Origin of the sequence: Cellulophaga geojensis KL-A, from assembly GCF_000568425.1 — a bacterium.
Taxonomy (GTDB): domain Bacteria; phylum Bacteroidota; class Bacteroidia; order Flavobacteriales; family Flavobacteriaceae; genus Cellulophaga; species Cellulophaga lytica.
On the sequence record NZ_ARZX01000001.1, the window covers coordinates 492,398 to 506,590 of the forward strand.

8 protein-coding genes are annotated in these 14,193 nt (G+C 33.5%); 7 read left to right on the forward strand and 1 reads right to left on the reverse strand.

The features are described 5' to 3' along the window. The first annotated feature begins 306 nt into the window (after positions 1–306). Positions 307–3,474 (forward strand): SusC/RagA family TonB-linked outer membrane protein, encoded by a 3,168-nt coding sequence (locus tag KLA_RS02230; protein ID WP_034643287.1) that lies wholly within the window; start codon positions 307–309, stop codon positions 3,472–3,474. Positions 3,475–3,491: 17 nt separating this feature from the next. Then, positions 3,492–5,228 (forward strand): RagB/SusD family nutrient uptake outer membrane protein, encoded by a 1,737-nt coding sequence (locus KLA_RS02235; protein WP_034643290.1) that lies wholly within the window; start codon positions 3,492–3,494, stop codon positions 5,226–5,228. Between the two features lie 96 nt (positions 5,229–5,324). Here the strand turns inward: KLA_RS02235 and KLA_RS02240 are convergent, their stop codons facing one another. Beyond that, positions 5,325–6,920 (reverse strand): helix-turn-helix transcriptional regulator, encoded by a 1,596-nt coding sequence (locus KLA_RS02240; RefSeq protein WP_034643292.1) that lies wholly within the window; start codon positions 6,918–6,920, stop codon positions 5,325–5,327. A 154-nt stretch (positions 6,921–7,074) separates the two neighbouring features. Between KLA_RS02240 and KLA_RS02245 the strand changes: the two genes are divergently transcribed. The 5 genes from KLA_RS02245 (at position 7,075) to KLA_RS02265 (ending at position 14,082) form a co-directional block, all read left to right on the forward strand. After that, positions 7,075–8,697, forward strand: a complete 1,623-nt coding sequence (locus tag KLA_RS02245; RefSeq protein WP_034643295.1) for a sulfatase — start codon at positions 7,075–7,077, stop codon at positions 8,695–8,697. A 32-nt stretch (positions 8,698–8,729) separates the two neighbouring features. Continuing rightward, on the forward strand, positions 8,730–10,655 hold the full coding sequence (locus KLA_RS02250; protein ID WP_034643297.1) for an FAD-dependent oxidoreductase: 1,926 nt from the start codon (positions 8,730–8,732) through the stop codon (positions 10,653–10,655). 120 nt (positions 10,656–10,775) lie between these two features. After that, positions 10,776–11,801 (forward strand): hypothetical protein, encoded by a 1,026-nt coding sequence (locus KLA_RS02255; RefSeq protein ID WP_152536819.1) that lies wholly within the window; start codon positions 10,776–10,778, stop codon positions 11,799–11,801. Positions 11,802–12,129: 328 nt separating this feature from the next. Next, positions 12,130–12,747 carry a tetratricopeptide repeat protein gene (locus KLA_RS02260; RefSeq protein WP_034643302.1) on the forward strand — a complete coding sequence of 206 codons (618 nt, stop codon included), beginning with the start codon at positions 12,130–12,132 and terminating at the stop codon, positions 12,745–12,747. A gap of 132 nt (positions 12,748–12,879) precedes the next feature. Next, a complete protein-coding gene (locus KLA_RS02265) occupies positions 12,880–14,082 on the forward strand; it encodes a GAF domain-containing sensor histidine kinase (RefSeq protein WP_034643303.1) in 1,203 nt (400 codons plus the stop codon). The last annotated feature ends 111 nt before the right edge of the window (positions 14,083–14,193 follow it).

Sequence of the window (14,193 nt, forward strand, 5' to 3'; positions counted from 1 at the left end):
ATAGCGGTTACCTACCCCAAAAAACTCCTCTTTACCCTAAAATAGCCCCTTTTTAATTAAAAAGGTTAAAATAATGTTATCGAAAGGTAAAATTGATAAATAGATACCCTGTTTTTTACACTTCTTTTGAATTATGAAACTAATTTTTATGATATGCTCATTATTATTGTTTGAAATTACGTTAAAAACAATGTACTGCTTCATATCTAAAAAACAACTAAAAACTACTAGGCTATACTTATACTAAATAAGTATTAGACAAAACACTATGTAACTAAAAAACTCCTAACGTAACAACTCAGAATTATGAAAAAACCAAAAATTAAAAAAATAGGAAAGTACTTTCTCCTATCTAACAAATTGCTATTAACGCAACTTTTATTATTTAGTTTGCTAACCATACCTTTACATGCAAGTGCTACACCTAATGCACCTATACTACCACAACAAAAAACAATTACTGGTACCGTTTCAGATGAACTAGGCCCAATGTTAGGCGTTAGTATTGTTGTAAAAGGAACTACAAACGGTACTACTACAGATTTTGATGGTAATTATAGTATTACTGTAGAAGGAGATAATCCTGTATTAATATTTACTTATATAGGATACAAAGCACAAGAAGTAACAGTAGGTAGCCAAACTACAATTAATGTAACAATGGCTGCTGATGCAGAAAACCTAGAAGAAGTTGTTGTTTTAGGATATACTACTCGTAAAAAAGGAGAAGTAACAGGCTCTGTAAGTGCCATAAAAAGTGAAGAGTTAGAAAAAACATCTAACAAGGATTTAGCTAAATCATTAGCTGGTAAAGTTTCTGGTTTAATTGTAAATGATAGAGGTGGGTATCCTGGTTCTACAGGTGATGTATCTTTATTAATTAGAGGTAAATCTACCTTAAACAATAACTCACCATTAATTTTAATAGATGGTGTTGTAACAGGAACTTTTTCTCAACTATCTCCGCAAGACATTGCATCTATAACTATACTAAAAGATGGTGCAGCAGCAATTTATGGAGCTAGAGCAGCAAATGGTGTAATATTAGTAACTACTAAAAGAGGTAAATCTGGTAAGCCAAAAATTAACATCTCTTCATCATACAACCTATCTTCTTTTTCTGTAACTCCAGAACTTATGTCTTCTGAGCAGTACGCAATTTACGAGAATGAAATTAATGATAGATTAGGGCAGGCTCCTCGTTTTACTCAAGAGCAAATAAATAATTACGCATCTGGTACAGATCCTATAAATTTTCCTAGCACAGATTGGAGCGACTTAACTTTTGCTAAAACATCTCCAGAATCTAGAAACTCAATTTCTATTTCTGGTGGTAGTGAAGATGTAAAATATTTTGTAAGTGGCGACTTTATTAAACAAGTAGGTTTATTTAAGTCTGGAGATTTAAGATTTAGACAAAACCAAGTTCGTTCTAACTTAGACATTAAACTTACAAACAACATAAAATTAGGTGTAGACCTTTCTGGTAGGTTTGGAAACACGCAAGAGCCAGGTGTAGATGCTAACTTTATATACAAGCACATTTATACTAACGAACCTACAGAAGTAGGTATTTACCCAAATGGTTTACCAGGATGGGGAGGAGAAAACGGAGCTAACCCATACGTTATGTCTAGTAACGAGTCTGGCTTTGTTAAAAGAATTGACAATACATTAAGAGGTCGTTTTTCTTTAGATTGGGATTTAAAATCTATTACTCCAGGATTAACATTTAAAACTTTTGTTGGTGTACGTAGACAAAATAACGATCAAAAATCATGGTATACGCCATGGACGGTTTATTCTTTTCAGGAATCTACAGGAGAATATGTACCAACAACAGGTAAGTCTCAAAGAGGAGGAGAAAGAATACTTACTGAAAGCTTCTGGAAGTTTGATGAAGTACAGGCAAACGCTACTTTATATTACAAGAAAAAACTAGGAGAAAATCACTCAATCAACACATTTGTTGGTTATGAGCAAGCACAGTCAGAACAACGTTCTTTTTGGGCTCAACGTCAAGGTTTTCCAACCAAAGAACATACAGAGCTTTTTGCAGGTAGTGATGAAGGTCAACAGTCTTTTGGTACATCACAAGAATGGGGAAGAGTTAACTATTTTGGTTCTTTCTCTTACGATTATAAAAAGAAATATTTTGTAGACTTTACAATTCGTCATGATGGCTCTAGTAACTTTGGCCCTGGAAAAAGGTATGGTACTTTCCCAGGCGTTGCTGCATCATGGGCAATTAATAAAGAATCTTTTTTAGACAATGCAGACTGGTTAACAGACCTAAGACTAAGAGGTTCGTGGGCAAAAATGGGTAACGACCGTATTGGTGCTTTTCAATACTTAACTCGTTTTGATTATGGCGGACCAACCAATACTGCTAATCCTAATTACTATGTTTTTGGTAATCCTGGAGTAACTTTTAATGGCTATACTCCAGACAATGTTCCAAACCCTAACATTACTTGGGAAACTGCTTATATGAAAAATATAGGTTTGGCTTTTTCTATGTTTGAAAGTAAACTTACTGGAGACTTTAACTACTTCTACCAAAACAGAGAAGATATATTAGTTACTAGAGCAGCTGCTATACCAGATGCAGCTGGTTTAACATTACCAGCAGAAAACATTGGTAAAGTAGATAACTTTGGTTGGGAACTAGAGTTAGGCTGGAACCAACAAGTAAACGATAATTTTAGCTATAACATTGGCGGTAACGTTACCAAAGCTAAAAATGAAGTGGTATTTTTAGCAGAAGCTAGTGATGTACCAGAATGGCGAAAAAGAGAAGGGTATTCTATAGACTCTTACATAACTTATCCAACAGCAGGAATTTTTAGAGATCAAGCACAAGTAGATGCTACAGATGTTAAACTAGGCGGTACTGTAGAAGGAGAGCCAATTTATTTAGATACCGATGGTAACGGTAAAATAGATGCTAATGACAGAGTTAGAGATTACAGCTCTAACATTCCACAAATTCAATATGGTGTTTACGGTGGTTTTAAATACAAAAATTTTGATATGAGCTTCCTTTTTCAAGGGCAAGCAGAGGCTAAAATGTTAGTGTTTTTTGATCAAGCAGGAGCAAAACCAGAATATGTATTTAACCAAAGATGGACACCTACAAACAGAGACTCTAGATACCCTAGAGCTTTTGGACAAAGTGACAAGTATAGTGGTAACCAAAGTGGAAATTCTGAAAACTTTCAAGGAGCAGATTTATGGTTGCATGATGCATCTTTCTTAAGGCTAAAAGAAATAGAAGTAGGTTATACTATTCCAAAAGACAAAATTGAGTTTTGTGATATAAAAATATTTGCAAGAGGACTTAACCTAATTACAATGTTTTCTGATGTGCAAAAGCTAGGTTTAGACCCAGAAGCAGCCGGTTACAATAACTTTAGAGGTAGTACTTACCCGTCTTTAAAAACATATACATTAGGTGTAAACTTTAGTTTCTAATTTAAAAAAATACAGATATGAAAAATTTAAAATTAATATATACATTTATAGCAATTGGCCTGTTTTGCTTGTCTAGTTGTAATGATGTATTAGATGTAGAGGCTAGAGATGCCTTTGCAGAAGACTTAATATATAATGACCCAGAACAGTTAGAAAGACTAGTATATACTGTTTACAACAGTACAGAAAGCTGGGGCGTAAATAAAAGGCAATGGTGGGGACGTAGATTTAATCTAGAGGTAGGTTCCTATGAGGCTATTTTTAATTTTAAACTGCTAGACCAATTTAGACTTAGAGCTGGTATGACACCTGGTACTGTTGGTATGTTAAACGGAAAATGGGATAACTATTGGGATTATGTAAGACTTGCTAATGAGTTTTTAGATAAAGTAGATGATAGCCAAGCAATGCAAAAAGACCCAGAAAAAGTAGCTGTTTTAAAAGCTGAAATGCGTTTTTTACGCGCTAATATTTATAGCAAATTAATTCGTTTTTATGGTGGTGTTCCTATTTTAGAAAATGCTTTAGGTTTAGATGACGATTTTGCTTTAGTACGTAATAGTTATGAAGAGTGTGTAGATTTTATTGTTACAGAGTTAGATGATGTTTCTGCTGTTTTACCAGAAACAAGACCAGGTAGTGAGTTTGGTAGAGCAACTAAATTAGCTGCATTAGCCGTAAAATCTAGAACATTATTATATGCCGCTAGTAAATTACATGACCCTGCTTTTGCTCCTAGTAATGACCCACTATACACCTACTCTAAACCTACAAAATGGCAAGATGCTGCAGATGCTGCTAAAGCTGTAATAGACCTAGTTGGTGCGCGCGATTTAATTGCTGTTGCTGATGCTGAAGAATACCAAAAATTATTTTTATCACCCAATGAAGACATTCTTTTTGCAAGGCCTTACAGTGCTCTTTATTATGATTTTGGGACAGATGCAAACTCTTTGCCAGACCAAACATTTTCTCCTAGCGGATACAGTGGTTGGGCTTTAGCTGCTCCTACTCACAACTTTGCTTTACAATTTAATATGGCAGATGGTAGCACTACTAATGACGCTTCTTTTGATCCTGCAAACCCTAATATCAATAGAGAAATGAGGTATTATGCAGATCTTAATTACAACGGAGCAGAATTTAGAGGTCGTAAAGTACAGTATTATTTATCTGATGATACAGGTGCTCACCCACACGGCTTAGACTCTGAGCAGGGTTTAGGTAACCAACAACATTCCTCTAAAACAGGCTATAACATTAGAAAGTTTCAAGATGAAAGTATTGGAACTTTAAATGCAGAAGGTTTGGTAGACGGTTTAACTGGTATATCTCCAGAGCGACCTTACATACTATATAGGCTAGCAGAAATTTATTTAAATTATGCAGAAGCACAATACCATTTAGGTGATGAAGGTACAGCCAGAACATTTGTAAACAAAATATCTAGTAGAGCGTTGCAACCAGACATTACTGCTACAGGAGCAGATTTACTTGAAGCTATAAAAAGAGAAAGACGTATAGAGTTATGTTTTGAAGGTCATAACTTTTTTGATGAAAGAAGATGGATGAATGAAGACCACTTAGGGTTTGATGTAAAAGGATTAAGGTGGACAAAAACTACTGATGGCTCTGAAATTAGTGAAGAAGTAACCGTGGTAGAAAGACCTTGGATGGCACAACACTACTACCTTCCTATACCTGCAACAGAAGTAGAAAAAGCACCAACTATGGTACAAAACTTTGGTTATTAATATAAAAGTTAGTTTAGTTCTCAATTGTTTGAGTTAGTTTATTTGTAAACACTAAAGAGCCTTACTTATGTAAGGCTCTTTTATTTTATAGCTCCATTAAATAGAGTTTATGTAATTTACTAAATTTACGTCTCTGTCAATTTTCATTTTTTTACGTAGCCTATGCCTTGCTACGTGTACACTACCTAAAGAAATACCAAGTAAATAAGCCATTTCTTTTCCGCTAAAATTAAGTTTAATTAATGCACACACTTTTAAATCTGCAGAACTTAAATCCGGAACTTTTTGTTTTAAACGCTCATAAAAACCTTCATTAAGAGCTAAAAATCTATTATTAAAGGCTTCCCATAATGTAACAGAACGTTTTCTTATTAACTTTAAAATTGCTGGTGCTTTGTTAGATGTATTTTCTTTTTCTATGTAATTACTTAGTTCTTTTATTACTTTTTCACGCTCTATTAGCTGCAATGTATTAATCATTAACTCACTATTTTTAATTGCAATTTGCTCATTAGAGTCTTGCTGCTTTTTTTGGTGTTTTAAAAAGCGTAACCTAGATCTAATTACCAATGCTGCTATTATTAGCAAAAACACTATTACAAAAAACAGTATTCTAAATCGTAATATTTCTTGTGTTTGGTTAGCCAGCTCTAACTTTTGATTGTTTAACAATTCATTTTTTGCATTTAGTTGCTCACTATAATGGCTATGTATGGTTAAAAAACCTTGGTTACTATCATTTCTTGGGTTAAGGTATGTGTCATTTATTTCATTAGCAATACGCAAATTCTGGTAAGAGCTTTTATAGTCTTTTAGTTTGTACAAAACATCTGCATACCTAGAGTACACATAACTTCTATAAAAAGTTAATTCGCCCTCAACATCTTTTATTGTCAAAGCTTTTTCATAATTCTGTTTTGCAAGCTCTGTTTTTTTCTGCTTTCTGTATATTCCTCCTAACCTTGAGTAAAGTACAATTAAAAAACTATTATGTATTAGTGACGACTTTTTGTTAATAGCTTTAATAGAACTAGTTAATAGTTTAGATGCTTCATTTAAATTGCTACTCTTCTCTAATACAGATGCTCTTTTTTCGTCTAAATAAGCTTTGTAAATGGGGTCCATTTTTTCTCTTTTGGCAATAGCAGCACAATTGGCAATGTATTTTTTTAGCATTATAGTATTAGATGTACGTTGGTAATACAAGGCTAAATTGTAATTTGCGCTATACATATCCTTTGCAGGTATTTTTTTTTCATCAAAAGAAATCTTAAAATAAGTATAGGCCTTTTTAAAATTTATACCAGCCAAATCATCTTGCTTAAACAAATAATTTAAATACCCAATTTCTTCATTTGCTCTAGCCATTAAAAGTGTGTCTTTTAATTCCTCTGCTCTAAACAAAGCATCTCCTCCGTACATAAAAGCATCACTATAATTCAAATTAATTCGCTCTAAATAACACAAACTAAGTAAACTCTCAATTACTGCAGATGAGTCGTTCTTTTTTAAAGCAATAGCATATTCATTTTTAGCTTCTTTTAAACTAGTGTCTAAATATTCTTCTGTAATAACAGGTTTATTTTTAAAGGCCTTAAACTGTTGGGCTTGTAAGGTGTTAAAAAATATAGCATTAAGTAAATACGCAAGAAAAACAATTAACTTTAAACGCTTTAATATATTGAAAATCATATATTTAATATCATTTTATTAAAAATTTAAATTACTTTAAAGTTAAGTAAAAAAACACGAAAAAATAGCAATGTTAAGTTTTTGTAAGGTGATATTTTACTGCTTTTATAAGAGTTTAATCTAGATTTGAGAAGACTCACAAACTTAATTTTGAATGAAAAAGTTAATTAAGATAATCTGTTTTATTTTGATAACAACTAGCTGTTATTCTCAAAAAAAACCTAATATACTTTTTATTGCTATAGACGACTTAAGACCAGAATTGGGTTGTTACGGATCTAACATTGCTATTACTCCAAATTTAGACAAGTTAGCAACTGAAGGCTTGTTGTTTAATAATGCATATTGCCAACAAGCAATTTGCGGACCATCTAGAGCTAGTGTGCTTACAGGCATACGCCCAGAGACTAGTGGTGTTTATCACAACTATATAAAGTTTAGAGATGCAAACCCAAATGTAGTAACCCTACCACAACAATTTAAAAATAACGGTTATGAAACCGTGTATTGTGGTAAAATTTTTCATCATGGTGATTTAGATGATGAACTGTCATGGAGCAGACAACCTGCAATTGATAGTATGCTTTTAAAAAACATTAAAAGACCTGGAGGTTTTGTACTAGAAGAAAATAATAAAGATAGAAAAGAACAAAGAGCTAAAATGATTGCTAAGTATGGTGAAGTTGCCAAATACGGATTAGCAATGGGTACGGCTTATGAAAACGCAGATGTAGCAGATAATGAATATTTAGATGGTTACAACACAGAACTAGCCATTGCTACAATGAAAGAAATGGCAACCAACAACAAGCCATTTTTTCTTGGTTTAGGCTTTAACAAACCACATTTAAACTGGACATCTCCAAAAAAATATTGGGATCTATACAACCCTAATACTATAAAACTGGCATTAGAAAAACAAGGCCCAAAAGGAGGTGCAGAAATGGGCTTACACGCTTCTTTTGAGTTAAGAACCAGAAGCGGCATACCAAAAAAAGGAGAGCTAAATAACAATTTAGCTGTTACCTTAAAGCACGCATATTTAGCTTGTGTAAGCTATGTAGATGCTCAAATAGGTAAAATAATAACTCAGCTTGAAAAAGAAGGACTAAGAGACAATACCATTATTATTATTTGGAGTGATCACGGATACCATTTAGGAGATATGGGTATTTGGGGTAAAGCTACCAATTATGAAGTAGCCACTAGAGTTCCTATGCTATTTTGGGCTCCAAATATGCCTAAAAAAAGCAGCGGTAAAAAAACAAATGCCTTGGTAGAACTTGTAGACATTTACCCAACCTTATGCAGCTACGCTAATATTCCTGTACCAAATTATGTAGAAGGCTACAGTTTTAAACCAATAGTAAACAAGCCAACTAAAAAATGGAAAACTGCAGCTTTTAGTCAGTTTCCTACGCCAGCACTTAGAGAATGGGGAGCTTACCCACTAAGGCCTGCAATGAAAGAAACCTTTTTTGGCCCGCTTATTAAAAATGTAGAAGCAAGAATAATTCATCAGCAAAAAGACAAATGGAATAGAAATGTATTTGAAAATACACTTATGGGATATGCTATGCGAACAAAAGACTACCGCTTTATTGTGTGGAAAGATAAACACAAACCTAAAAACGAACCCATTTTTATAGAGCTGTATAACCATAAGTTAGATCCATCTGAAACTGTAAATATTGCCAGTAAAAATCCAAAATTGGTAAAAAAACTAATGCTACAGTTTACTAAAGGGTGGCAAGGAAATAAACCAAAATTAAAGTAAAACCAAACAAACTTTTTACAAAATATAGAATTATGGAAAGAAGAGATTTTTTTAAAAAAGGAACTAAGGCCGCAGTGGCTGCTAGTGTTGTACCAATGATAACCACTGCCCACGGAGGTCCAAAAGATATTGTTTACAACAGAGATACAGACAAATGGTATAATTTAGGTAGCGGAAAAACAGGTATACCAAACCGTAAAAAAACAGCAGATTATGATGTTGTTGTTATTGGTGGTGGCGCAGCTGGTATAAGTGCCGCAGTTGCTGCCGCACGCAATGGGTCTAAAACTGTACTTGTGCAAGACAGACCTGTTTTAGGAGGTAATGCATCTAGTGAAATGCGTGTACATTTAAATGGTGTAAACAGATTAAAAAACGGAAAAGCAGAAAGAGAAACTGGTATTATTGAAGAAATGCTACTTTTAAATAGGTTTTGCAACGAGCAAGAAGCCTATACTGTTTTTGACCATGTTTTGTACGAGTATGTTATGCGTGAGCCAAACCTAACTCTAATGCTAAACACACAAGCAATAGAAGCTGTAATGTCTGGCTCAAAAATTAAATCTGCTTTATGTTGGCAATCTACAACAGAAATGCTGTACACACTAAACGCACCTATTTTTATAGACTGTTCTGGAGATGGTTTGTTAGCTGCAACGGCAGGAGCAGAATACAGAACAGGTAGAGAAGCTGCATCTGAATTTAACGAAACATTTGCACCAGAAAAAGCAGATGGCTGGCAAATGGGAGCTACCCTACTTATGTCTTCTAAAGATATGGGAAGACCTATGAAATACACTCCTCCTTTTTACGCAATAAAATACGATTATAAAAAAGCACATCCTAAACGTAATATTGCTGGTTTTCAAAACGGAATTTGGTGGATAGAGCTAGGTAGTGATGATGATATTATTGCAGATTATGAAGAAAACAGACACCGTTTAATGGGGTATTTACATGGCGTTTGGGATTACATAAAAAACTCAGGTGAATTTCCGGAAGCAGAAAACTTTGCCTTAGATTGGGTTGGCTCACTGCCATGCCGTAGAGAATCTCGCCGTTTTATAGGAGACTACATTGTGTCTGAAAAAGATTTAACAGAGTATAAACATTACCCAGATGCCGTTGCTTTTGGTGGTTGGCCAATAGATGAGCATATTCCGGGAGGCATAGACAATATTACTGAGCCACCAACTCATTTTCATTATCATTTTCATGATCTTTATGAATTTCCGTTTAGAAGCTTGTACTCTAAAAACATCACCAACTTAATGTTTGCTGGGCGTAATGTTAGTCAAACTCACATTGCACTATCATCTAGCCGTATTATGGCAACTTGTGCATTAATGGGGCAAGCAGTGGGTACAGCAGCAGCTATTTGTAATCAAAAAAACACAACACCTAGGCAAGTTGGTAAAAAATACATAAATGAGTTACAAGAGCAATTGTTAAGAGACGATGTTTACATTCCTAAAAGACCTGCAAAAGATCCGAATGACTTGGCTAAAAAAGCAAGTTTAATTTTTGCTTCTACTACTTCATCTGGCGATGCAAAACTACTTACCAACGGAATTTCTAGAGACATAGACGGCAAAATTAATCATTGGATGTCTAAAGGATTACCCGCAGAATTACAATTAGAGTGGAATACACCTATAGCACTAACTGCCGTAGAAATAAAATGCGACACCAATGTAAACCGTAATATTATGATGCGTAAAGACAGTAGAAATGATGAGTTATTTACAAATGGTGTACCTGAAGAAATGACCAAAGCAATTAAAATACAAGGTAGGGTAAATGGCAAATGGACAAACCTAGGAGCTATTGATAATAACCAAACTAGGCTTATTAAATTTAAGTTTAACAACACCAAAGTAACCGCCATTAAAATTAACATAACAGAAACCTATGGCGCTAAAGATGCTAAGTTGTTTGAAGTTCGTTGTTACGCATAAATGATGCTAAATAAATTAAACTTATATAGTTGCATTGTGTTTTTCTTTTTGATTCCGCTTCAAAAAGAAAAACACAGCTACCAAAATTATTACGCTAATAATAACAGCACTATAAAGCATGTGATTACAGTACAGCACCCAGGAGAAAAAGCACCCACCAAAGTAGTACTTACACAAGTTAAAAATGCTGCAGGTATTACCACAGAGTATTTTATGGACGTACAGTCTGTAATTTGTTTAGAAAATGTGTGTAAAGTAATTCCGGTTCGTATGTACTGGAATGCCATAGGAGAATACCAACGGTACACTTTACAAAAAGGAGCAACTTTAGAAAAGTATGAAGCTGATGTATTTGCACCCAAAGATTATGATAAGTTACACACCATACTCAAAAACAAAAAATCACCTTTTAAAGAAGTGTACATAGAAGATGTTTTAACAGTAAAAAATGAGTTAAGTGACAATATAGATGCCATATCTGGAGCAACAGCATTAGACCTAGCTGAAGAAGACACAGTACCTGGCGCAGCACTTACTTGTTTTACGCTTTGGCATTGGGCTAACGGAGAAATAATATCAATTGCCCAACAAATAACTGCAAGCACAGCAACAGATGCGCAATTACTTGCTTTTATAAACAAAAAAAATACAACTTACTACACACTTGCTTTAGCAGAGTTGAGCAAAAGAAAATTGTATAAAAACAACTTTATAAACGCAATTTTTAAAAATTTAAAAGAGACACAAAAAGAGGTAAAACCTACTATTAATTACCTAGAAGGTTCTCCTAAAAACACCTATTTAAAAACCATTAAAAAGCTATTTATAAATGGGAATTTAGCACAAAAGATAGCCGCACTAAAATCTATAAAAAATACTACACACAATATAAAACCCAAGTATTTAGACAGTATTAGTGCTTATGCTGGTAAATTAAAAACGTATCAAGAGATAGCTGCATTGTTGCAAATGCTAGAAAGCAAAAATTATTTTTCAGAAAAAACCGCAGATCACCTAATACCATTACTAAATGCTAACTTTATTACCGCTAGGCGTGTGTATTGGTTTTTACAAGATAAAAATCTAACTAAGGGTCAGAAAAGTGTAATTAACAACTTTAAACAACTGCATAAGAATAAATTATAACTTAATTTAAAACACAATTGTATTTAGTAAAGAGTCTTGCCCACGTAAGGCTCTTTTATTTTTTTATAAATTTAAACAGCTACTAAAACGTTATATGTTAATTAATTACAAGTTTTTTCTTGATTTGCAAGAATAACCTTATTTTTGTACCTTAAATAACTTACCTTTAATTTATTAATAATTATAAAAACCAATAAAAATTTACAAATGATATAAAACTAAACGTCTTTTTTAAGCCACCATTTCTTCCCCAGAAAAGGCAAGTAATTTTTGAACGCTATTACGGGCTATAAAAAGAAAACAAACCTAAGAACTTTAACCTATGAAAATGAAGAACTTACTACAAATTTCTGTATTTGTACTTTTGCTAAACAGTTGTAGTCCGTCTAACGAGTCTTTAGCAGATAAATACAAGAAAAAAGGAGATATAGAAAAAGCCATAAAACACTACAAGTTGGCTATTGAAGACGGCAGCACAAAATCTATGAACAAGTTAGCATTATTATATGTTAACAACCATAACCTTAGTGAAGCCAAAAAATATTATCAAATGAGTTTTGAAAGAGGCAATGAGTCTGCAGCTCAAATACTAGCTTCTTTGTGTGCAAGTAATCAAGATTATGAAGGCACAATTAAATACGCAAAAAGCCTTGCAGACAAAGGCAACTTAAACGTTGTTTACAACTTGGGCAATGCTTATTTAAAACTTAAACAGTATGACGAGGCTATAAAATACCTAGAGCTAGACTCTACTTCTGTTTTTACAAAAAACTTATTAGGCGAGGCTTATTACAAAAAGGGCAACTTGTTAAAGGCAGAAAAAGTATGGAAATCTGCTGTAGACAATCATAAAAAAGGAAATGCAAGCTCAAAACAAAAGTTATTAAAACTCTACCTAAAACAAGGCAAAACAGCCCAGTACAACAAATATAAAAGGCTAGAATAAAATAATACGGTATTATATTTAAACACCATACAATAAACACATTAAAATATCGTTTAAGTGTGTGGAAAGTCCCGTGAAATGCATTTTTTGTGTTTTTTACAACCTACTAATAAGTAAAAAAGCTACGGCCCCATGATAGCACCAAAAGAGCACATTAAAGAAAGAGAGCGATTAGACTCGCTACAATCTTATTCTATATTAGATTCCTTACCAGAGTCTGACTATGATAATATTACCGCTATAGCTGCAGAAATCTGCAATATGCCTATGGCAATGATAACACTTATAGACAAAGACAGACAGTGGTTTAAATCTAGCTACGGTATAGATGTAAATGAAATGGACAGGCAAATATCTTTCTGTGGGCACGCAATACATGAAAACGGACAAGTTTTTATGGTACCAAATACTAGTGAAGATGAGCGCTTTCATGACAATCCTTTGGTAACAGGAGACACACATGTAATGTTTTATGCAGGTGTACCATTTACTACAGAAGAAGGTTTGCCGCTAGGCACATTATGTGTAGTAGACCAAAAACCAAATACACTTACAGAGCATCAGCAAAAATCTTTACAAGCCTTATCTAAACAAGTAATGAATTTACTTAGCCTTAGAAAAAGCAAAAAAAGATTGGAAGAAGAACTACAAAAGCAAGAAGAAAAAAACCTAGACCTAGAACGTTTTGCTTTTATTGCTGCGCACGATTTAAAGTCTCCTTTAAACAACGTATCTAGCTTAACAAGTATGTTTTTAGATATGTACCAGTCTAAAATAGATGATGAGGGCAAACAAATTTTAAAGATGATTATAGACTCATCAGACAAATTAAAAGGCTTAATAGAAGGTTTATTAGATTACAGCAGAAGCGAAAGTATTTTAGGTAAAAACAAGGTAGATGTAAAGGTAGAATCTGTAAAAAATACCATTTTTGGTTTGTTTTCTTTTGAACAAAATATAGATTTTACCCTAAAAAATACAATTACAGACTTGTATATTAATGAAACTGCATTAGACCAAATATTAATAAACTTGGTAACCAATGCAATTAAATATAGTGACAAAAAACAAATAAAGATAGAATTGGGTGTGTCTGACTCAGAAACTCATTACCAGTTTTACGTAAAAGATAATGGCCCAGGAATACCCCAAGAAAAACAAGAACAGATTTTTAAAATATTTGAAGTAAACGCCAACCAAGACAAATACGGTATACGTGGTAATGGTATTGGTTTAGCTACCGTAAAAAAAATAGTAGAAAAATCTGGCGGAAACATACAAGTAAGCTCTACTTTAGGCCAAGGAGCCACCTTTAGCTTTAGTATAAAAAAATAAAAACGTTAATTATAAGTAATTGTAGCCATACAATAAACAACAGCCCTAAGTAATTAGCTTAGGGCTTTTTTTATGTAAACAATGTCCCGTCCTAACATAGCGATACACTAA